General features: G+C 63.7%; 17 protein-coding genes. 9 read left to right on the forward strand and 8 right to left on the reverse strand.

All coding sequences use genetic code 11. The annotated features are described in order from the left end of the window. Positions 1-23: 23 nt before the first annotated feature. Complete coding sequence (locus VGH98_18065; protein HEY2377884.1) at positions 24-2,810, forward strand: CHAT domain-containing protein; 2,787 nt, start codon at positions 24-26, stop codon at positions 2,808-2,810. 6 nt (positions 2,811-2,816) lie between these two features. Here VGH98_18065 and VGH98_18070 read toward each other — a convergent pair whose 3' ends face one another. Both VGH98_18070 and VGH98_18075 read right to left on the reverse strand, forming a co-directional pair. Then, complete coding sequence (locus VGH98_18070) at positions 2,817-4,172, reverse strand: hypothetical protein (protein ID HEY2377885.1); 1,356 nt, start codon at positions 4,170-4,172, stop codon at positions 2,817-2,819. A gap of 116 nt (positions 4,173-4,288) precedes the next feature. Beyond that, the gene (locus tag VGH98_18075) at positions 4,289-4,720 is read right to left on the reverse strand and encodes a hypothetical protein (protein HEY2377886.1); all 432 of its coding nucleotides are present in this window, start codon (positions 4,718-4,720) and stop codon (positions 4,289-4,291) included. A 113-nt stretch (positions 4,721-4,833) separates the two neighbouring features. Here VGH98_18075 and VGH98_18080 point away from each other — a divergent pair, with 113 nt between their 5' ends. Next, on the forward strand, positions 4,834-5,679 hold the full coding sequence (locus VGH98_18080; protein ID HEY2377887.1) for an ADP-ribosylglycohydrolase family protein: 846 nt from the start codon (positions 4,834-4,836) through the stop codon (positions 5,677-5,679). Between the two features lie 415 nt (positions 5,680-6,094). On the opposite strand, the gene VGH98_18085 is transcribed toward VGH98_18080, so the two are convergent. Together VGH98_18085 and VGH98_18090 are read right to left on the reverse strand one after the other, a co-directional pair. Next, positions 6,095-7,627 (reverse strand): GMC family oxidoreductase, encoded by a 1,533-nt coding sequence (locus VGH98_18085; GenBank protein ID HEY2377888.1) that lies wholly within the window; start codon positions 7,625-7,627, stop codon positions 6,095-6,097. 12 nt (positions 7,628-7,639) lie between these two features. Continuing rightward, positions 7,640-8,020: a hypothetical protein gene (locus VGH98_18090; protein ID HEY2377889.1), complete on the reverse strand. Its 381-nt coding sequence runs from the start codon at positions 8,018-8,020 to the stop codon at positions 7,640-7,642. A 168-nt stretch (positions 8,021-8,188) separates the two neighbouring features. Between VGH98_18090 and VGH98_18095 the strand changes: the two genes are divergently transcribed. From VGH98_18095 to VGH98_18105, 3 genes are all read left to right on the forward strand, one after another. Continuing rightward, complete coding sequence (locus tag VGH98_18095; GenBank protein ID HEY2377890.1) at positions 8,189-10,783, forward strand: TonB-dependent receptor plug domain-containing protein; 2,595 nt, start codon at positions 8,189-8,191, stop codon at positions 10,781-10,783. A gap of 836 nt (positions 10,784-11,619) precedes the next feature. Then, positions 11,620-12,048 (forward strand): hypothetical protein, encoded by a 429-nt coding sequence (locus VGH98_18100; protein HEY2377891.1) that lies wholly within the window; start codon positions 11,620-11,622, stop codon positions 12,046-12,048. A 193-nt stretch (positions 12,049-12,241) separates the two neighbouring features. Then, positions 12,242-12,670, forward strand: coding sequence for a hypothetical protein (locus tag VGH98_18105; GenBank protein ID HEY2377892.1), 429 nt, complete (start codon positions 12,242-12,244; stop codon positions 12,668-12,670). Between the two features lie 53 nt (positions 12,671-12,723). Here the strand turns inward: VGH98_18105 and VGH98_18110 are convergent, their stop codons facing one another. After that, positions 12,724-15,372 (reverse strand): hypothetical protein, encoded by a 2,649-nt coding sequence (locus VGH98_18110; GenBank protein ID HEY2377893.1) that lies wholly within the window; start codon positions 15,370-15,372, stop codon positions 12,724-12,726. A 99-nt stretch (positions 15,373-15,471) separates the two neighbouring features. Continuing rightward, a complete protein-coding gene (locus VGH98_18115) occupies positions 15,472-17,040 on the reverse strand; it encodes a tannase/feruloyl esterase family alpha/beta hydrolase (protein ID HEY2377894.1) in 1,569 nt (522 codons plus the stop codon). A gap of 78 nt (positions 17,041-17,118) precedes the next feature. On the opposite strand from VGH98_18115, the gene VGH98_18120 reads away from it, so the two are divergent. Next, positions 17,119-18,159, forward strand: coding sequence for a DUF933 domain-containing protein (locus tag VGH98_18120; GenBank protein ID HEY2377895.1), 1,041 nt, complete (start codon positions 17,119-17,121; stop codon positions 18,157-18,159). A 26-nt stretch (positions 18,160-18,185) separates the two neighbouring features. On the opposite strand, the gene VGH98_18125 is transcribed toward VGH98_18120, so the two are convergent. Next, positions 18,186-18,494 carry a HigA family addiction module antitoxin gene (locus VGH98_18125; GenBank protein ID HEY2377896.1) on the reverse strand — a complete coding sequence of 103 codons (309 nt, stop codon included), beginning with the start codon at positions 18,492-18,494 and terminating at the stop codon, positions 18,186-18,188. Positions 18,495-18,523: 29 nt separating this feature from the next. Continuing rightward, complete coding sequence (locus tag VGH98_18130; GenBank protein HEY2377897.1) at positions 18,524-18,805, reverse strand: type II toxin-antitoxin system RelE/ParE family toxin; 282 nt, start codon at positions 18,803-18,805, stop codon at positions 18,524-18,526. Between the two features lie 112 nt (positions 18,806-18,917). Between VGH98_18130 and VGH98_18135 the strand changes: the two genes are divergently transcribed. From VGH98_18135 to VGH98_18145, 3 genes are all read left to right on the forward strand, one after another. Then, positions 18,918-19,154: a ribbon-helix-helix domain-containing protein gene (locus tag VGH98_18135; GenBank protein HEY2377898.1), complete on the forward strand. Its 237-nt coding sequence runs from the start codon at positions 18,918-18,920 to the stop codon at positions 19,152-19,154. Continuing rightward, positions 19,151-19,492: a type II toxin-antitoxin system PemK/MazF family toxin gene (locus VGH98_18140; protein ID HEY2377899.1), complete on the forward strand. Its 342-nt coding sequence runs from the start codon at positions 19,151-19,153 to the stop codon at positions 19,490-19,492. Before VGH98_18135 ends, VGH98_18140 begins: the two co-directional genes overlap by 4 nt. Before the next feature lie 132 nt (positions 19,493-19,624). Then, positions 19,625-21,085 carry a GH1 family beta-glucosidase gene (locus VGH98_18145; GenBank protein ID HEY2377900.1) on the forward strand — a complete coding sequence of 487 codons (1,461 nt, stop codon included), beginning with the start codon at positions 19,625-19,627 and terminating at the stop codon, positions 21,083-21,085. Positions 21,086-21,124 lie beyond the last annotated feature (39 nt).

Consider the following 21,124-nt stretch of genomic DNA (forward strand, 5'->3'; position numbering starts at 1 on the left):
ATTCGCCAGATCCGATTCGATCCTTGGCCGGCGACTCACTGTATGCTCGCGGCGAATTCGGCGCGGCACGCGCTGCATGGCGCGGCGAGCTCGCGAGCACAACGCTCGCGGATCAGCGCCGAGCGCACCTCCTTACCTCAGTCGGCCTCGCTTCGTACCACATTGCGGATTACGAGGAGGCGGAGAGAGTCGCCGACAGCGCGCTCGACATCGAGCATGCGCACGGCATAAACGGCGCGGAGCTGTTCAGAACCGAAAACGCGCTCGGGCTCATTGCCTGGAACCGAGGGCATCTGTCCGTCGCCGAGACGCGATTTCAAGACGCGGTGCGCACGGCGCGGTCGATCAACGACACCGCGTCGATCGCGAAGGCGTTGGCGAATATTGGTCTCGTCCTGACGGATTACGCGGACTTCCAGGCAGCGCGTTCTGCCTTTCTCGAGGCGCAAGCCGCTTCCCATTCAATCGGCGACAGCAGAACGGAAGGCAACGCGCATACAAATCTGGCGATGGTTGCTCTCCGGATGGGCGATCTGTCCACTGCCGAGGAGCAGGCCAACGAGGGATTGCGTCTCTATCACCAGACAGACTTCGAGATCGGCGAACAGAACGCGCTCGGGCAGCTGGCGACGGTCGAGGCAGCGAAAGGGAACCCACGCGCCGCGTTCGCCGCAATCGACAGCGCGATGACGATCGTGAGGCGCCACGGGCTCAAACAGGAGGAAGCGTCGGATCTCGAGATCCTCGGAGATCTATACGCTGAAGCTGGTGATCTGCGCGCGGCGGCACATTACTACGATCAGTCGCAACAGCTGTTCGCTGCGTCCAAGATCGAGCTGGAGGCAGCGAATGTCTTGCGCGATCGCGCCGCCGTGGACGCCGCGCTCGCCGATACAGTCTCGGCGCGCGAGCGAGCCCACCGTGCACGCCTCGCGCACCATGGCCTGGGCGCTATCGGCGAAGAGCTCGATGATCGGTTTCTGGAGATCGAGCTCGCGGCCAATGATAACGTGGGCCTCGACCGGGAGCTCGACGAGGCGGATTCGCTGGCGCGCTCGATAGGCAGCGCGCCGGCACGCGTTCAGTCGGCTCTGGAGCGAGCGACGGTGCTGGAGCGGCGCGGGAAATCACAACAGGCATTGTCCCGCCTCGCGTCCGTGCGGACATTGCTCCGCGAAAGCGGAGCAGAGTATCGATGGCAAGATGACGCGCTCCGTGCACGCGCATTTGCGCAGTTGGCGCTCCTGGATTCCGCTGAGCAGGCCGGACGCGAGGCGATTAGCATCATCGAACACGTCCAGAGCGGGTACCAGTCGGGTCCTCTTCGCACGGCATACGCGGCTCGCCAGAATCAGGTCTACGCGGATCTCGTCGCCGTGCTGTTGCGCGAGGGGAAGACGGCGGCGGCATTCGAGACGGCTGATGCCGCCCGCGGCCGCGCGACAACCGAGCGACTGTCATCCGCACACCGGCAGGGTGAGCGAAAGAGCACGGCCGGTTCGGTGCTGCAGGCGACTTCTCTTCGCGCACAGATCGACACGCTGGCGGCGCACCTCGAGGCGACAGAGAACGGTGACTCGCGAGGAGGGGGAGGGGGAGGGGGAGGCAGCGATCAACGTGTCATCCAACGCGACCTGCGCGATCGGCTGACGCGCGCGCGCACCGAGTACGAAGCATTGCTGGCGCGCGCCGATGTAGGGGATGGAGCCGAGCTCGTTGGCCTGATGCCAACGCGCGCAGCACGAGTGCAGGGGAGCCTCGTGCGCGACGAGGCGTTGCTGACCTACACCGTCGCGCAGGACACGTTGTTCACCTTCGTCCTGAGGCGTGACACCATTCTCGCCTTCTCCACCGCACAGCGGCGTGCCGATCTCGGTTCTCAGGTGCGCGTGCTGCGAGATCTCCTTCAGCAGCCGACGACCAACGGCCGCGGCGCTGCCGCAGCCGAAGCACTTTACGACTTACTGATTGAACCGGCTGTTCGCAGCGGACTGCTCGATGGCGTGAGCCGATTGCTCATCGTCCCTGACGGGGTGCTCACGTATCTCCCGTTCGCCGCGCTGCAGGACCACCGCGACGGAAGATTTCTCATCGAGCGTCATCTCCTCACTTTTCTTCCATCGGCAGCGGCGCTGCCTGTCATGCGCTCGCGTGATCAATCGGCGACACGTACGCCATGGCCGCCGAGGTCTTCCGTCGCGCTCGCACCGTTCCCACGTGACCTGCCGGCCAGCGCCATGGAGGCGGAACGCTTCCGTGCGCGTTTGCCTTCCGCGACGGCGCTCATCGACAATCGGGCAACCGAGCATGCGTTGCGCGAGTCGCTCGCGGCCGGCGGCGTCGTTCACATCGCGAGCCACGCCGAGCTGAATCGGATGAATCCGATGTTCTCGGAGATTCGCCTCGCGCCAGGCGTTCCGGGTGCGAACGACGATGACGGCCGACTCCAGCTCTTCGAGGTATTCGGTTTGGAGATACGGAGTCCCCTCGTCTTTCTCTCGGGATGTGAGACTGGAGTAGGAGCCGCGTCGTCGAGCGACGTCGAGCAAGGCGAGGACTATGCGACGCTCGCGCGCGCTTTTCTCTTCGCCGGAGCGCGCGACGTCGTCGCGACGCTGTGGCGAATCGATGATGCCGGCGCCGCCGAACTGGCCGATCGGTTCTACGCGCACCTGCCAGCGGCCTCGCCGACCGAGGCACTCGCGCTCGCCCAGCGCGAGATGCTGCGTCAGACTCGTTATGCGGCAGCATACTATTGGGCAGGTTATCAGGTCAGCGGTGCCGAGCATCTGGGAAACATGGAGCAGTGACGGCGTTCAGAAGTTCTTCCAGTACACACCGCCTTTGTTCGCCTCCCCGGCGGCGTTTGGACTGGCGAGGTTGTTGACGGCGTTCGCAACGCTCGTATTGGGAGGCCCGAGCCCGCCGAGGTTGAACCTAACGACAGTGCCGTTCCCGATCAGCCAGGCCATCGCCTGGCCGCAGCTCACTCCAACCGCAACCGTGCCGGCGGCATTGACGGCGTTCGCGGCGGATGTGCCACTGCAGTATTGCGGTGTGTTCTCGAGCGCTGTCGCCTGGCTCCACGCGCCGTAGACGCCATTCGCGAGTGTTCGCGTCCACATAACCGCCAGTCCATTGCTGTTGCCGACGATGATCGTACCGTCAGCGTTGATGGACCACGCGGCTGCCTGCGTCGCCCCCGCTACGGGCTGGAGATGTGAGGGCGCGCCACTCGCATCCCAGAAGAACGCATGGCAGCAGGTCACGCCATCCATACCGGTGGCCATCCCGAGTCCATTGATGCCTTGAATCCATCCTCCGTCGAGGATATCGGACGGAAGGGTCAGGAGCGTGACCTGCCAGCCGTTGTCGGTTTGCGTCCATATGGCTGGGTTGTGCCGTTTGAGTGTCAAGTTGCCGCCCAGGATCAGTCGTCCTTGCGCGTTCGTCGCGACGGAGCGGGCGGAGCTCTGCCCCGTACCTAACGAGGGAAGCTCGGTCAGGATCCATGGACCAGCGGCGCCGTTGGCGCTCGTCCAGACAGCGGCGAGGCCGAGGGGATAATTAGTGACGACCTGGCCAGCGATGAGCGAGCCGCTCTGATCGATTGCATACAGTTGGCTTCCGCTTTGAATCGAGACCAGGCCGACCTGTGGATCCCAGAGCGCGCCGAGGGAGCCATTCGAGCGGGCCTGTCCGACGATCTGGCCCCCGTCATTGATCGCCTGCCCGACGACGGGAATTGCCGTCGCGAGCGTGACGGCGAACGCGTCGCTCCCGATTCCCTGCTTCAGTGTCGACGTCGTCACGACGACATCGTAGAGGTCGATCGCGGCATCGCTGGCGATGGAGACGTTCGCGACGAGCTGCGACGAGCTGACGAATGACGTGCGGTTGACGACGATCTTTCCATTGGGCACGCCCCGGAGGTTCCAGCTCGCTTTCGATCCATTATCGAAGCCGGAACCGTTGATCTGCACGTCGAGGTTCGTTCCTTGAAACGCGGACGCGGGATTCGCCGACGATACGCTGGGTGATCCCGACGACACCTTGAATCTCACCGTCGGTTCGCTCGGAGCGCGTGACGCGCTGGAATCGCCGCACCCGGCGAGCATCACCGCGGCAGCGATCACGAGAGGTGTGAAGAAACCGCGACGCATAGGGAACATGATTCCTCGCTGGAGGATGGATCGCGCAGACCCGCGCTATCTCATTGAACGGAGTGATCAGGTCCTTTTGCGCCGAATTGCCAATGGTCGGCGTCAGCTTGTCCTGGCGCCAGCCCTCATGAGCAATGTTTTATCTCGTCGTCGTCGCGATCGACCGATGAACGAATCGTGTTGATCTCGAGCACGGAAGCCCCGTTCACGACCAAGCCGTAGCGTTGTCTTGCTTCCGTGGGGCTCAGGCGACGTACGGAGCGAACTTGGCCGAGCGGGACACTGTGTAGCACGACGCTGGGCTCGGGAGTGAGAATGCCGTCCAGTACGACCGCCGGTAAGGTCTGGCGGCCATGGACGTGTAACATCGTCGGACGGATACTCTCGAGCGCCTCGAAGAGATAAGGGGTCGACACGGAGCGCAGCTCGGCACCAAGAACGAAGCAGGTAGACCCGAAGAGTCGCCGTTCGTAGAAGGCGCGAGGGCGTGCAGGTGCGCACGCCGCAACGGTTGCTGCCAGCGTCACGTGAAGGACAATGGACAGACGGTACCGCATGAGCTCTCCGTCGACGAAGATGGGACGGCGCAGTCACAGCGCGTGATACCATCTTTAACGACAGGCTCGTGCTGGTTTGCGCAGTCGCCCGCCCTCCGGGAACGTTCCCGAGGGTGAAGGACATGATCGGCGGCGGTCCCTTTCACCTGCGACCCGGCGAGTGGACGGATGACACCTCGATGGCGCTGTGTCTCGCCGAGAGCCTGCTCGAGTGCAACGGCTTCGACGCGCGCGACCAGATGCAGCGCTACGTGCGGTGGTGGCGCGAGGGATCCCACTCGAGCACCGGCCACTGCGTCGACATCGGCAACACTGTTCGTCAGGCGCTAACGGCCTTCGAGCGCACGGGCGATCCGCGGTCCGGTCCAACGCACGAGATGTCGGCGGGGAACGGATCCCTCATGCGCCTCGCGCCGGTCGCGATGTTTTTTTCAAAATACAGCGACGTGGACGCCATCGCGATGTGCGGTGAGAGCTCGGTCAACACGCACGGAGCGCCCGTAGCAGTCGATGCATGCCGCTACCTCGGCGCCCTCATCGCCGGCGCGTTGTCTTTCGCGAGCAAGGAGGAGTTGCTCGCTCCTCGTTATGCAGAGCAACGGGGCTACTGGGACGCAAAGCCACTGCACCCCGCCATTGCCGAAATCGCCGATGGCTCGTTCAAGCGCAAGAAGCCGCCGGAAATCCGCGGCAGCGGCTACGCGGCGCACTCGTTGGAGGCTGCGCTGTGGGCGTTTTACAAGAGCTCGAATTTCCGCAAAGGCTGTTTAATGGCCGTGAACCTCGGCGAAGATGCCGACACGACTGGAGCGATCTACGGCCAGCTGGCGGGAGCCTACTACGGCGCGATGGGAATTCCGGAGAAATGGCTGGCGCGTTTGGCAAAGCGGGAGCTGCTGCAGGACTACGCGTACAGGTTGAGTTATGATGCCTGGAGACACCGACGCGGCACCTCATGAGAGGACCCATCCGAAGTCGCAGGCACTCAGACAACGGTCCAGTCGGCAGAAACAACCAATCAGAAGTGTGAGGGGGCTCTCGATTCCGTGCGTAAGCTGCCGCGCGACTTCTAACGCAAAGGCGACGCGGAGACCCGGCGCATGATGGTGCCATCGCTGACCATCAGAGTTCCTGATAGCGAGTCGCGCCCGATCCGGAATCCCTACTCTCGTCGTACCCATGCTGCTAATCACACACGTCCTCGCCTTCCGTATTCTCCTGCAACACCAAAATGAGGCCGCAGCGCGAGAGCGCCAACTAGCCGCATGACGCGCCGTCGACCGTCAACGTAGGTTGACGGCGGCAGTGTGGCAGCGTGCCATCGAGGTTGCATTCGAAGCGAACGACTGAACCGTGGCGGCGCTGCTTCTGTCCTTACGCGCTGCTGTGCTTCAAGTAATCGGACAAGCGCAGCGTGAGGGCGACGAGCGAGAACGTGGGATTCACGCACCCCGCAGTCGGGAACACGGCAGCGCCGGCGACATAGAGGTTCGCGATGCCATGCACTCGGCAATTCACATCGACGACGCCCTGCTTGGGATCGGGGCTCATGCGCGTCGTTCCCATGTGATGCCAGCCGCCACTCAGGGACGGTGGCCATCCGGCGTTAGGCGGCTGCATCACCCAATCGCGCATCTGGAGTCTGCCGACTCCGGCACGCCCGAACTCGCAACCGAGCTCCTCGTAGAACGCGGCGAAGGAGCTGCGATCCAGTTCCGTCAAGCGCCAATCGAGCCGGGTGCGCGGCATGCCTAACGCGTCTCGCTCGGTACTCAGCGTGACGCGCGATGCCGGATTCGGCGCCTGCTCCTGACGCGTCATGAGCTGGAACGTTCGCGGCACGGCGCTGGGCGGCGGCGTCTTCAGCACGTCGTCCGACAACTTCCCGGTGTGAAACATCTCGATCAGTTGCGGATTGATTTGTTGAAACGTGCTCTGTGGCGGATCGCTGAGCGCGGCAGGTGAGAGCGATACCGTCGCGTTCAGGATACGACGCCGGCGCTGCACCTCTTGCGACAGCGCGATCTCGCCGCGTGCCTTCGTCCGGCCCCAGCCCCAATCATACATCTGCACGCTCGGCGGCGTTCTGCCTAACGTGACGAGATTGCCGCTCGGCATCTCGAGGTGTTCCATGAAGTAACGGCCAACGAGATCGTTGGCGTTGCCCAGGCCCGCGCTCGCCTGACCGTTCGACGCGAGGAGCAGCCGCGCATTCTGGATCGTGCAGCAGGCGAGTACAAAACGCTTCGCGCGCACCCGATGCTCCTTTCCCTCGAGTGTGCGCACGCGGAGCTCCTGCACGGCACTGGCGTTCTCGTTGGAAATGATCTCGACGACGTTCGCATGCGTGTACAGATGGACGTCCGGCGCGTCGACGATCGGCTTGCGATACAGGACACCGAAGCGCGCTGGCGCACTGAATTGCCACATCTTCGTCCAGGCAACGTTCCGGTCCAGCGGAAACGGCACGAGCGAAGGGTCGCGTCGTTGCCAGGCCTCGGCAGTCCATTCGTCAGGCCCTATTTGGACAACGCTCAGAGCGCGCTTGTAATAGGGATCGAGCTCGGTGCGCGCGATCGGCCAGCCGCTATGCGGCACCCAGTCGCGCACTGCGAAATCGAGCGGGTCCATCGTGGAGCAGAAGCCCGCCCAGTGACCGGTCGTACCGCCGAAGAAGTGCAGTCGCGCGGACTGAATGGGATAGTACGGCAAGCCGATATTGTCGCCACGGTAGAGGTCCTGCATGTGCGGGTCATAATCGAAACCGCCGCCTTCGAGCAGGAGCACCCGCCGGCCGGCGCCGATCCACTCGAGCGCCATACTGATCCCCGCCGCGCCCGCGCCGACGATGCACAGATCACCTTCGATCAGACTTCCCGGCTCGAGGTCGCGCGCGTCGGTGTGCATGCGCCGTCATCGTTAGGTTGTCAGCGACGCGAGAAGAGCACACTGGCGCGCCTCCGTCACCGACAGGATCCAACCATCGAGCGCCACCGTGCGGCCATGCTCGAAGTCGCCGCGCACCAGCGCAGCGACCGGCGGGTTGATCAAGCCGAGACGCGCCGCCAATGGGCGCGAGCCGAGAATGGCTTCTCGAATCGCGTTGACACTGGCCTCGGAAGGATTGAGGGTGCGGTACCGTTGGCCAATGTTGCGTACTTCGGCGACGCCTAACGTCGCAAGAACCTCTGGCTGAGCCAGTGACCGGACATCATACTCGGATCCGAGCTTGCAGCCCGTCGCGGCAACGCCAAGGGCGGTTGCCCCGAGGTAACGGAGGAACTGTCGGCGAGCGACCATGACTCTGGCATCCTCCCGCTGGATGCGCGACGGTAGCATGTAGCGTCAGAATCGTCAAGTTACCATCTTGCTTACCGAGGCTTCAGCGGCTGTCAGCGGGAGTACCGCACCCGCAGTCCCGTTGCCAGTTTCCCTCTCGCCTCACGAATTCTGGACAGAAGCCGACCGATGAAATTGAAGAAACTGCTCGCGCTCCCGCTGCTCTGCGCCGGAGCGATAGCTTCCGCATCCGCGCAATCATCGACCGACTCGAGTGGCTCCGTGCCCGTGGCGCCGCTGACGCGAGTACGAGCCGACGCCTGGGGCGCGAGTGTGATCAGGATCGATTCCGCCGAGATCGCGCAGTCGACGGCGCCGACCTTCTCTGAGTTGCTACAGGCGCGACGGCCCGGAGTGCGCGTGTTCCGCAGCGGCGGCACGGCAAGCGACGGGGCGCTCGTGATGCTCCGCGGACCGACGAGCGTGAGTGGGACGAACGAGCCGCTGCTCATCATCGACGGCATCCGCGTCGACGCGCGCCAGTACGACCTGGCGCTGTACTCGGGCACGTCGGTCGCCCCGACTCGACTCGACGATCTCGCGCCGGAAGACATCGATCGGATCGAGGTGCTCAGCGGTCCGGCAGCGGCGCTCTACGGCGAGGGCGCGTCAAATGGCGCGATCGTCGTGACGACGAAGTCGGGCGACGGCGGTCCGCTGCGATTGAGCGGCCGCGTGACGTGGGACGCGAGCAAGATGCCCGCCGTCTTCCCGGCCAACTACGGGCGCTCCGGCGTCGTGAACTCGAGCGGCACACCGACCAACAGCTGCAGTCTTCTTAACCAGGCGAATGGCTTTTGCACGCCGACACAGCTCAACTCGTGGAACCCACTCGAGCAAGCGAGCCCGTTTCGCGTCGGCAATTCGGCGCGAGCGCATCTCGAGATGAGCGGCAAGCCGTTAGGCACGTCGATCTACGCCGCCGTCACCGCCGACGAGCGGCAGGGCACGCTGCCCCACGACGAGGGTTCCCGGCTCGGCGTTCGCGCCAAGGTCCGACGGCTGCTGCCGGCACATCTCAGTGTCGAGGCAGTCGGTTCATGGCTGCGCGACGATGCGCGGCTCGACATGAATGGCAACATCGCCACGGCGTCGAACGTGATCGGCGCTGGTTTGCTCGGCGACGTCACGAACGACGCGAACCGTGGCTATAACACCTTCGGCACGCCCGGAGACTCGATCTACCCCGACCAGCGCATTCGCCATGCGACCCTGGGTGTCACGCTCGGCTGGCAGCCGGTCCCGTGGCTCGACGCGGCCGTCATGACCGGAGACGATCGCGTCATCGGTCACTGGCGAAACGACCAGGTCGGCCCCGTGACCAATTCGTCGTTCACCGCCGACACCGGCTATGAGCGCAACGTACAGCGGACCACCGGCGCGCGTTTGAGCGCGTCTTATCATGCCGGCGCGGCGATCGGCGGGACGACGGAGCTCGGGTGGGAGCGCGCCGATCAGCGGACGACGGCTCCGCTACTGTTGTTCCTCGAAGGCAACAACCCGTTTCTCGGCGCCTTTCGAGATCGCTCAACATCGTTTCGCGTCGGCGAGCACGTGAGCGTGTTCGACCAGCTTTTCGCCACCGTCGCAGCACAGCGCCTGTCGGCGCCTGTCTTCAATCAGGACCGGAGCGAGTGGTTTCCATCCGCGAATGTTTCGTGGACCGTTCCGGTTCGGTCAGCCGCCGTCTCCGACGTGCGACTGCGTGCCGCGTACGCGGACGCTGCCGGCTCGATGTCGTCGTTATGGGCTCTCTCTGGGTTCGTCCCGTTCCCGCAGCAACGCCCGTTGAAAATGGAACGTACGCGCGAGGAGGAGGTCGGCCTTGAGGCAACGTTAGGCGGCGCAGCACACGTGAGCGCGACCGCATTCCGCTCGCGGTCGACTCATCTCTGGGTCGCGAACGAACTGCCTCCACCTGGAATCTACGGCTGTTGCTTAGGCGCGTTCGACGCCCAGTACGCCGAGATGATCAACAGCGGCCTCGAGACCTCGATCGCGACGCCGCTGCTCGTGGTCCGGGATATTCGCTGGACAGGCAGCTTGTCATTGGCGCTACTGCACAATCGAGTGAGCAGCCTCATTGGTCCGCCGGAGATTTCGGCGTACGGACGCATCGAACAGGGTTATCCGTTAGGCGGGATCTGGACTGTGCCGTACACCTACGAAGACGCGAATCAGGATGGGCTCATCGCGTCGAACGAGGTGGTGATCGGACAAGGAGCGCAATACGCGGGTCCTGCGCTTCCCACAATCGAGTCGGCGTTCGAAACGGAAATCGAATTACCAGGTCACATCGCGTTCACCGCCCACTTCGATTATCGCGGCGGCAATCGTGTGGTGAATTTCACCGAAGCTGAGCGTTGCAAATTCTCAATCTGTCGCGACGCGGTGGATCCGGCGACGCCGCTCGACGAGCAGGCCGCAGCGGTCGCAGCACACCAAGGGCCGGCTGGGGTCGAAGGCTACACACGGGACGCAGCCTTCTTGAGAGTTCGTGAAATTGCCGTGCACTGGACACTGCCATCACAGTGGTCCGGCCCTTTCGGTGCCACGCCTACGATCACGGTCGCCGGGCGCAATATCGCCACCTGGACCAACTACCCAGGCCTCGATCCCGAAGTCAACTCTCTCCGCCCCAGTGGGCTTCCGCGGCAGGAGTTTCTGATACCACCCTTGCCGCGTGTCCTGGTCGTGCGACTCGACATCGGCCGACGTGACTGAGATAGAGCCTTCTGCGAATCCTTGGACTGGAATGTCGGGGCGACGAGCGGCGCCAAGTTCCGAACGGCGCTGAGCTCCGAACAGCGCTGAGCTCCTGACGCGATCAAAGCCTCGTTAGGCCAGACGTCGGTTCCTTGTCGGGCGGCGTCCCGGTCTAGCGTCGAGGTACGGCGACCGATACAATAGCCATCCCTCTTGGAATCTCGAGCGAGGCAACGTGCAACGCACGATCGGCCGAATTATCGCAGCTGTCGCATGCATCGCGCTTGGCGCGTTGATCCAGAGATACTACGATGCCAACCATCTGCACGGCAGCTCGGCGCTCGCGGCGAGTGCACTACCGAGCAAGGCCTCCGAGACAACATCGGTGCATCTTGCCGGTACCGACTTTCAGCACGAGCCACTGTGGGCGTATGGCTTCGATGCGCCTCCAGCTCCTGGCGATACAGCAATCCCGCAGGGTCTGCCGAGCAGGAGCTTGCGGCATAACGAGGACTCCGTCGAGCAAACGAAGCCTCAGCATGTCGCGGGAAGCAATGCCACGTATTCGCTCGTGGACGCGCGTGACTTGCAAACGGTGGCGGACTGGTTTCCGAACGACCACCCACCCATGCCACCAGTCGTGTCGCGCGGGCCGGTTGCACTTGGTAAGGCAGCGCGCGCGTGTGGATCCTGTCATTTACCAACCGGACGTGGGCGACCGGAGAATGCGCCCGTGTCTGGTCTTCCGGTCGCGTACTTCAAGCGGCAGATCCAGGACTTTCGGACCGGCGAGCGTCGCAGCGCGGATCCACGAAAGCCGAATACCAACACAATGATTCTGCTCGCGCGAGGGAATGAGCGACGAGGAACTGGCGGCGGCAGCGAACTACTTCGGATCGATCGCATGGAGGCCGTGGATTCGCGTCGTCGAGACAGACATGGTGCCGCGCACGCGAATCAGCGGCAATCTCTTCCTGCCATTGGAAGAAACGAAAACCGTGCCGATCGCGGGACGGATCATCGAGATGCCGGAGGACCCGGAGCAATCCGAGAAGTATCGTAGTGCGCGCTCGGGCTTTGTTGCGTACGTACCCCGTGGCAGCATCGCGAGAGGCAAGCAGCTCGTGACGACCGGACGTGGCAGCGCCCTGGGCAATCAGGCCTCCCCCTCCCCGCCGAAGACAACTCCGTGTACCACGTGTCACGATCCCGACCTGATGGGCGCCGCCGACGTGCCTCCGATTGCCGGCCGATCGCCGAGCTATCTCGTTAGGCAGCTGTGAGACATGAAGCAGGGGACACGCAATGGCGATCTGGCCAGCTCATGAAACCCGTGCTGGCGAACTTGACCGCGGACGACTTGGCTGCCATTGCCGCCTACGTTTCCTCCCGCCTACCTCCCGGCTCAGCGGCATCAGGAAGGAGGCGATGAGCGTATGCACATCGTTTCCGTGACACTTTAGTAGGAGGTGAGCGATGCAAGCCGTTCGTTGGCTGTTCGCCCTTACTGTTCTGGCTGTCTCGACTCGCGGTGCGGCGGCGCAGGCTCGACCGCGAGGTGCCGCACACAGTATCCGAGACACGCTCGCCGAGCGCGTCGCGCAACGCGCCTACGAGGCCTTCAGACGGCATGATCTCGACGCCACGTACGCGAACTTCGACTCTGTCTTCACGTACGAGCGGTTCGGTGGCCCCGCTGGCTCGCACCAGCTACGGCGCGATGACAATCTGCGGAAGATGAAGGCTGACACGACGGTCTTGCGCATAATCAACGGCCAGCGAATCGTGCTGGTCCGCAGCGACGTATATGGCGCCTTCGTCAATCAGGAGTGGAGGAGCGGTTCGCGGATGGCAGAGAGTTCAAGCACTTCGAGCTGCTCGAGGTGCGCGGGGACAAGATCGTGAGAGAGATCGAGGGAGACCGACTGCTGAACCCGAATCGGTGACGGTCCCCCTTCTTACTTGCCCCTCCCAGGGTTCGAACCAGGAACAGGCTCTCGTTCCTCACCATGTCTCATCCGATGTGCAAGCGCCGCTTGCCCCATCGCACTCGGTGTCGCGATGAGTTGGTCCAACTCTTCGGCGACGTCTTCGCTTTCCCAGTAGTGGGTGTGCGTGCCCGCCCCGAGGCAGCGCTCTCGGCGCCGGTCCCCAACGATCGCCTGATCCACCGAACGTCGTTCCCAGATCCCGTTCCAGGAGTCGTCGCACCAGAGATTGCGCCCGACGTAGTCGCCGCTCGTGTAGAGATTCACCCAACACTCGACCAGCAACTCGTTAGGGTCCGGGCAGCGGGACGAGATCGTCGGCAGTTCTTCTGTGCGCAGCGGATTGTTCTTTCGCGCCTGCTCCTCTTCCGGCGTCGGATCGGTTGCGTTCACCCAGCCGTAGAGGTGCGGGAAGTTGGCTCCATACAATTGTCGTAAGGGCGAGCCCATCGTGACAAGGCGACACTGGAGGTCGGACACCAGGTCGTGATCCGGCGAAGCCTTGGGTACGCCATGATGGAGGAATCGCAGTAGATCGGTCGTGATCACCGTTCCCTGACTGTGCGACACGATGACGATGCGATCGAAGCGCTGCTCGCGGACATGGCGAAGGAGCGAGACAAAGCGCTCCGCGATGCGCGCGCGGGGTGTGCTCTCTCGCGGCGTCTCCCGGAGATAGTTGTCGACGTCGAGCACCACGCCCACGGCCGGGCGCGCGCGCTTGGCCAGTGTCTCGAGCCGCAATCGCGCCGCGCCGGCGGTCGCCGCCGACGCGAGCACCGCAAAGGTCACGGTGTCGATCGCGTTCTGCGTCCACTGTTCCGTCATCTTCGCCGCCAACCAGTGTCCGGCGTGACTGGCGACCCAACCCTGGAAGGCCGGCGAAAGATTGAAAAGGGCACCGACGACCACCGCGACGAGCACGCTGATCGCGAGCGCCGTCCCTGCGATCCGCAGCCACCAGAAACCGTCGGTCATCCACAAACCGAGCCGGCGGCCACTCCATGTCCTGGGATCAGGCTTCTTGACCGACGTGAACGCGATGAGCGCGATGAACCAGGAGATGAGTACTAGTACAATCGTTAGGCCGAGCACTGCGATGATGAGGCCGGACGTGGCGCCCTGCGCGATGAGCGCGACGAAGAAGCGCTCGGAGCACGCCACCGCAGGATCGGTTCCGCATGCGAAACCCGCCGGAACAATCCCGGGTGCGTGAATGATCGGGAGCTGACCGGACGCCAGGGCACGCGGGAACAGGTCGAAGGTCCCGCGCGCTTTGTTCGTGAGATAGACGAGGGATCGATACAGGACGAGAGCCGCGACCATGAACGAGAACACGGAGCTACCGAGCGTCACACGCGCCGTCCACACCGCGCGATTGGCGCGCCGCCGTGCCGTCCCTGTTGTGCGCAGCCACAGATAGAAGCGGACGCCGAGGGTGATCGCGACGGTGATCCACAACAACAGCCAGGTCACCATCACCAGGGCATAGCCCCACTCGAATCCGATGAGCGCGAAGTCGCGAACGCGATCGGCGTTCGCCATGTCGAGCGAACCAACGAGGCTGCTGCCGCTCTGCAGCGTTCGAGCAACGATTGCAAGCACGGCCACGGCACCGAAGACCAATGCTCCCGACCGCGTCTTATTGTACTCTCGGAAGACAAGGATCAAGCTGCCGAAGCTGAGCAGGGAGATCGAAGTCGTGAGCAGAACAGTGCCAAGGCGCACATCGTCCGCCGGCGGGTTGTTGTTCAGCACGAGCGCGCCCGCGACGATGAGAACCATATAGTAGACGAAGAACGATGCCGCTTTGCGGTCTGGCGGAGAGCGATAGATCGCAATGCCACCGCCGACAACGAGCAGCGTCGCGACGATGACGATTCCCACGTGCAGTCGGTATGGGTCCGCGATGGCGGCCGGGATGAAGAGCGGTAGGAACGCAAACATCACGAGAGCGGCAACCGGCACGACAACGGTGAAGATCCGGATGGCCCAGCTGTGACACCACGCATAGGCGGCCCATGGCGCGTAGGGCCCCGCGTCGGGACCGGGATTCTGCGGTCCCAACCGCATCTTCTCCCGAGCTCGGGCGACCGCCGCGGCGATGTCCACCGTCTTTCGGCCGAGTTGACTGACGTGCTGCACGAGCTGATAGGTGGCTCCGAGGATCCGGAGCAGGCCTGATCCGAGCCGCGAGAGGTCCGCCCAGTACATCTCGAAGACGTGGACCTCCGTCTCGTCGCCGCGGCTCCGCCTAACGCCGACGGTTTCGGTGGTCTGATAGGGCTCGTTCTGGCTCTCGTACGGGTGGAGCAGCTCCCGCATGAACGCGATGTCGGGGCGCAACGCGGTTTCCTCTGTGCCGACGAGTCGGGTGCGATCGCGTGGACCACCGGTGACGGCGCGCAGGATCTGTTCGCTCTTGCTCGAACGGATTTCCGGAACGTGGCCGGCGCTGACGGGCGCCGTCGAAATGGTGAGGCGCCGCTCTTCGTTCCACTCGTATCTGACGCCGGCTGGGGCACGCTGCATCAACAGCTCGGCGACGGCTCGGCCGGTTTCGTCGCGCGGGGGGCTTCCGACTCCGTGAACGGCGATGACGGCGACGCGTCCACTCATGATGCACTCAATGAAGGATGGACTTCAACCGTACATCGGATTGTGAACAACGGCTAGAGGGACAAATATGAGAAGACTTTAATGATTCGGCCGTCTGGCTCACGGGTCGCGGCAGGCGAAGCTGTTCGCCTCGTCCGGACTGCCGCTTCCGTTGTAGACAGCGCGCTTCGGATACGCGCACAACGGACGCGCGAGAACCACCTGACCCGTGGAATTCTGTTTCGTCGCGACCACCTGCTCCGGCGCGACGCCGTTCTCCACCCACTTCGCGATCGTCGCCAACCACGCCACGTTCGACGGACCGTTCCCGCCGGCGCAGTGCAACACGCCCGGCTCCATGAATAGACGCACGTAGTCGCGCGCGTTGGCATTCTTCGCAAGCACCTGCTCGTAGTACCTGATCGTCTCGAGCGGATTCAGCGCGGGGTCTGCCCAGCCGTGCCACAGAATCAGCTTTGCCTTCCGCGCGCCGAACTTCGAGATGTTTGGATCGTCCGCGCCATACATCGGCGAGATGCGACGCCCTTCCTTATATAGGTCAGCGTGACTCTGGGTGTAGTCCCACGAGGGATCGTTGAAGACCAGATAGCGCGCGCCTTCGATCGCGAAGAACGGCTGCAGGCTCGGGTAGTGAAAGTCGTGCACGATGACGCTGTCGGAGCCGGCGATCCAGACTGCCCAGCCACCGCGGAGGTTTTCACCGCCTAACGGCTGGCCCGGATAGATCACGTTCCCCTCGGCGTCCGTGAGCGGCGAATAGATGGTTTCGATCGCGTGCCGCTGCGCCCTGGTCAGGCAGCTCGCGGCCGCCTTGTCGTCAGGGCACGCGGGCAGCGACGACAACTTGAACCTGCAGTCGCGCGGATCGCCGAGCACGCCGTCTTTCACACCGTCGAGTGCGTCGCAGGCGTCGAGCACGCGGGCGGCGAGCAGGTCGAGGTTCGCCTGCGTCACGAGGGGCTTCGCGAAATACGCCGGAGTCGGATACGCGGCGCGCACGTTGCGAGCAAACGACGCGAAGATGTTCGTGAACGGAATCGCCGGTGCGCCTGCGACCACGCCGTCGAAGTCTTCGGGATACCGCTCGACTTCCATGAGGGCCTGGCGTCCACCGTTGGAGCAGCCGTCGAAGTAGGAGTAGCGCGGCTCGGCGCCGTAGAAGGCCTTCGTGAGTACCTTCGCAACTTCCACCGTGCGATGCACGCCGAGGAAGGCGTAGTTGATCTGTCGCTCGGGGTTGTTCAGGGCCCATTTGGCGCCCGCGCCGTCGGCCGGATCCGCATGGCCGGTGTTGGTGCTGACGGTGACGTAGCCGTACGTCGCGTTGCGGGCGACGTCGCGATTGATCGAGCCGGCGAATCCACCGTTGCCGCCCATGAGTAAACGCTGATTCCATTTGTCCGGCAGCGTGACGACGAAGAGGATCTCCTTGCTGATCACCCCCGTCACTCTGCAGTGCGGCGTCCGCGCCAGATCGCCGTGGTCGAGCGGGTCGGGCGCGTCGACGACTTCCGTTAGTCTGACGTCGGGGAGGCGCAAGCTTCGGAGCGCGGCGCACGCGCCGCCGGGTGCGGTGACGGTGGCGGGCGCCTGTGCGCGAATCGGCGCCGCAGCGAAGAGCATGGCGGCGAGCGTGAGCCCGAGGTGGGCGTGGGATCTTTCAGGCATAGGAGGTCTACCGATTCAGGTATCGTATCCTTCGAGGTACTGGTTGACGTCTATGAAGTCGCGAGCCACGCTTCGGCGATGAAGATTGGTCTCGTTGGATTCGCCGGCTCGGGGAAATCGACGGTGTTCAACACGATGACCGGACTCGTCGTCCCCGTTGGGTACGGGAGCGAGGTCCGGCTCGGTGCGGTTCGCGTGCCTGACGAGAGGATCGACGCGCTGTCAAAGATCTTCTCGCCGAAGAAGACAACGTACGCCGAGATGAGCTTCTGCGACATACCGGGCGAGCGCGGCGCGGAGCGGAAGGGGCTGTCCGCCAAGGCGCTCCAACCGATTCGGGAGCAGGACGCGCTCTGTCTCGTGCTGAGAGACTTCACGAATCCGGCGATCGAGGACGACCCGAACCCTCTTCGTGACCTCGACGCCTTTCACCTCGAGTGTGTATTCGCCGACCTCGATATCGTCGAGCGTCGCTTGCGGCGCGGGCAGAAGGACCACGCGACGCCGCGGGAACTGGCCCAGTTCGATCTGATGAGGAACGTTCTCGAAGATGGCCGGCCACTCCGCAGCGTCCCGGCCTCGGAGTTGGACCGCGGCGCGCTGAAGGGATACGGTTTCCTCAGCGACCTGCCGCTGCTCGTCGCGGTCAACCGTGACGAGGAACGCGCGGCGGCGCCGCTGCCTAACGACCTTGCCGCCCGAATCGGAGCGCTGAACGCTGGGGGCTTGGTGCTCTCCGCCAGCGTCGAGGCCGAGATCGCGACGATCGATGCGGCAGAGCAGGCAGCATTTCTCGAGGATTTGGGTTTATACGAGTCGGCACTCGCGCGCTTTATTCGTGCGGCGTACGACCTATTGGATTTGATCTCGTTCTTCACCGTCGGCGCGGACGAGGTGCGCGCGTGGCCGATTCGTCGCGGCACGCTGGCTCGTCAGGCGGCCGGCCGAATTCACTCGGATCTGGAGCGGGGCTTCATTCGAGCAGAGGTCATTCCGTACGCGACGTTCATGAGGCTCGGCTCGGAGCAGGCGGTCAAGGACGCGGGGCTGCTCCAGATCGAGGGAAAGGACCACGCCGTGCACGACGGCGACATCATGCACATTCGGTTCAACGTGTAGACAATGGCGAGGGCGCGCGACGTTCGTCAGCTAGCGCGGTCGAGAACTCGAACTTCTTTCTCGAGTCTCGCGCCGAGGTGATCACGCTCCACCTCGAGATCGTAACGCGCCTGCAGATTGAGCCAGAAGCGATCACTGGTGCCGAAATACCGCGCCAGCCTCAGCGCCGTGTCCGCCGAAATCGCTCGCGTGCCATGGACGATCTCATTGATCCGGCGCGCCGGTACGCTGATGTCCTTCGCCAATCGGTACTGGGAAACACCAAGCGGCTCGAGAAAATCGAGCGCGAGTACTTCGCCAGGATGGATTGGTGTGAGTTTGCGATGTGCCGCCATAGTTACCGTCCTTCGCTTTGCCGCCTTGATTACCGATGGTAATCCACCAGTTCGATGTCGTGTGCCCCGTCCTTCCACCGAAAACAGATTCGCCATTGGTCGTTGACGCCAATACTGTGCTGACCGGCGCGATCGCCCTCGAGCTTTTCCAGGCGGTTGCCGGGCGGGACCCTCAGGTCCGCCAAATACTCGGCGGCATCAACGAGCCCCAGTTTGCGTAGCATGAGTCGGTGGAGTTCGGCCGGGAAACGCCGAACTCGTTCTCGGCGGAAGAGCCGTTCCGTGTCGCGATCGCCGAAACTGTGGATCACTGGTAATAATAACGCGTGGCGATCATAACGTCAACCGTTACTATAGGCGCCAGCCTTCCCGCGCGTGCGGTCGCTATTTGCAGCAGAGGTATAACTGCGGTATACTGAGGGTATGAAAACAGCGATTTCCCTCCCGGACGATCTCTTCGCGGCGGTCGATGTGCTCGCGCGCAAGCTCGGCATTCCCCGCAGCCGACTGGTCGCCGAGGCGCTGGCGGAGTACGTCGCCAAACATCGGCACGGCCGAGTGACCGAGCAGCTCGATGCGGTCTACACCGCCGAATCGTCGGCCGTCGATGAGCCGGTTCGTCGCGCGCAGCGACGCGTCGTGAAGCGAAACGATTGGTGATCGAGCGCGGTGACGTGTGGTGGGCGGAGCTCGAGGAGCCGCGTGGATCAGCGCCGGGATTTCGCCGGCCGCTCGTCGTCGTTCAGATCAATGCGTTCAACAGGAGCCGCATTCAGACCGTCGTGTGTGTCGTGTTGAGCTCCAACCTTCGCCTCGCGGATGCACCGGGGAACGTCGTCGTGGCCAAGCGAGACGCTGGCCTTCCCAAAGATTCAGTGGCCAATATCTCGCAGATCGTCACGGTCGATCGAGAGGTGCTGACGGAGCGCGCCGGCAAACTACCGCCGCTCGTGCGCGAGCGGATCGACCGCGGCTTACGACTCGTCCTGGGGCTCTGAGCATCTGCTGAAGCGCAGAGTTCCCAAACGGCTCGCGCAGTCTGGAACTTCGCGCTCTTTCGCACTTCGCGCCTTTACAGAGATTGACTGATCGCGAGAATATGCGTCCTTCCCTCCGCCAAGGCCCCGCCGATGACCGACCAGCTCTCCCGCCGAACCTTCGCCAAGCTCACGGGTGCCGCCGCGCTCGGCGCCGCGAACGTCCCCCTCGTCAGGCAGGCGGCACACGCCGCCCAGGCGGCCGCGTCGCCGCGCTCGTTCCCGACGGGCTTCCTCTGGGGAACCGCAACCGCGTCCTATCAAGTCGAGGGCGCCGTCGCCGAAGACGGACGCCTGCCGTCGATCTGGGACAGCTTCTCCCATACGCCCGGGAAAGTCGCCAACAACGCCACCGGTGACGTCGCCGACGACCACTACCATCGCTACAAGGACGACGTCCAGCTCATGAAAGCGCTCGGCGTCAAGGCATACAGATTCTCAATCGCATGGCCACGGGTGTTCCCCAAGGGAAGCGGCGCGCCTAACGCCAAGGGCCTCGACTTCTACAACCGCCTCGTGGACGAGCTGTTGGCCAACGGCATCGAGCCCTTCGCCACGCTCTACCACTGGGACTTGCCGCAGGCGCTCCAGGATCGTGTCGGCGGCTGGGAGTCGCGTGAAACGTCGGAAGCGTTCGGAAAGTACGCCGGCTATGTCGCTCAGCACCTCACCGATCGCGTGAAGCGCATTTTCACGATCAATGAATTCGGCGCTTTCATGGAGCTGGGGTACGGCATCGGCATCCACGCGCCGGGAATCAAGCTGCCGCCCGCGCGCCTCTATCAGGCGCGTCATAACGGTGTGCTCGGCCACGGGCTCGCGGTGCAAGCCATCCGCGCCAACGGCAAATCGGGCACACGGGTAGGGTTGGCGGAGAACCTCGTGGTGGGCGTGCCGGTGATCGAGAGCGCGGAACACATTGCCGCGGCGGAGAAGGCGACGCGCGACATCAACTCCCAGTACCTCACCGTCATCATGGAAGGGAAGTACACGGATGCATACGTCGCGCGCATGGGCGCTGATGCGCCGCGAGTCACGCGGGAAGACCTAACGACGATCTCTACACCTATGGATTTCGTCGGCATCAACATCTATCAGCCAACGTTCGTGCGCGCCGACGCGGGTCCGAGCGGTTATGCCGTCGTGCCGAATCCGCCGTCGTACCCGCACATGATCTCGCCGTGGCTGTTTATAGGACCAGAGGTGTTGTACTGGGGCCCGCACCATGTCGCGAAGATCTGGAACGTGAAGGAAATTTATATCACAGAAAACGGGACTTCCTCGTCGGACCTTCCCGCCGCGGACGGGAAGGTGTACGACACCGACCGCATCATGTTCCTGCGCAACTATCTCAGTCAGCTCCAGCGCGCCGTGGCCGACGGCGTGCCCGTGCAGGGCTACTTCCTCTGGAGCCTGATGGACAACTTCGAGTGGGCCGACGGGTACGGGAACCGGTTCGGCCTCCACTATGTGGACTACGCCACACAGCGTCGCACGCCCAAGTTGAGCGCCGCGTTCTACCGCGAGGTCATCGCCCAGAACGCGGTGGCGTAGCGTTCGGAGCGTAGGCGCCGACGACGTCGAACAACGACA

This window comes from Gemmatimonadaceae bacterium (assembly GCA_036496605.1).
In the GTDB taxonomy this organism is placed as follows: Bacteria; Gemmatimonadota; Gemmatimonadetes; order Gemmatimonadales; family Gemmatimonadaceae; genus AG2.

Coding starts and splice junctions, on each gene's coding strand:
- VGH98_18070 (HEY2377885.1), bottom strand. CDS start 4,172: ATGTTCCCTATGCGTCGCGGTTTCTTCACACCTCTCGTGATCGCTGCC.
- VGH98_18075 (HEY2377886.1), bottom strand. CDS start 4,720: ATGCGGTACCGTCTGTCCATTGTCCTTCACGTGACGCTGGCAGCAACC.
- VGH98_18085 (HEY2377888.1), bottom strand. CDS start 7,627: ATGCACACCGACGCGCGCGACCTCGAGCCGGGAAGTCTGATCGAAGGT.
- VGH98_18090 (HEY2377889.1), bottom strand. CDS start 8,020: ATGGTCGCTCGCCGACAGTTCCTCCGTTACCTCGGGGCAACCGCCCTT.
- VGH98_18095 (HEY2377890.1), top strand. CDS start 8,189: ATGAAATTGAAGAAACTGCTCGCGCTCCCGCTGCTCTGCGCCGGAGCG.
- VGH98_18100 (HEY2377891.1), top strand. CDS start 11,620: ATGAGCGACGAGGAACTGGCGGCGGCAGCGAACTACTTCGGATCGATC.
- VGH98_18105 (HEY2377892.1), top strand. CDS start 12,242: ATGCAAGCCGTTCGTTGGCTGTTCGCCCTTACTGTTCTGGCTGTCTCG.
- VGH98_18110 (HEY2377893.1), bottom strand. CDS start 15,372: ATGAGTGGACGCGTCGCCGTCATCGCCGTTCACGGAGTCGGAAGCCCC.
- VGH98_18115 (HEY2377894.1), bottom strand. CDS start 17,040: ATGCCTGAAAGATCCCACGCCCACCTCGGGCTCACGCTCGCCGCCATG.
- VGH98_18120 (HEY2377895.1), top strand. CDS start 17,119: ATGAAGATTGGTCTCGTTGGATTCGCCGGCTCGGGGAAATCGACGGTG.
- VGH98_18125 (HEY2377896.1), bottom strand. CDS start 18,494: ATGGCGGCACATCGCAAACTCACACCAATCCATCCTGGCGAAGTACTC.
- VGH98_18135 (HEY2377898.1), top strand. CDS start 18,918: ATGAAAACAGCGATTTCCCTCCCGGACGATCTCTTCGCGGCGGTCGAT.
- VGH98_18145 (HEY2377900.1), top strand. CDS start 19,625: ATGACCGACCAGCTCTCCCGCCGAACCTTCGCCAAGCTCACGGGTGCC.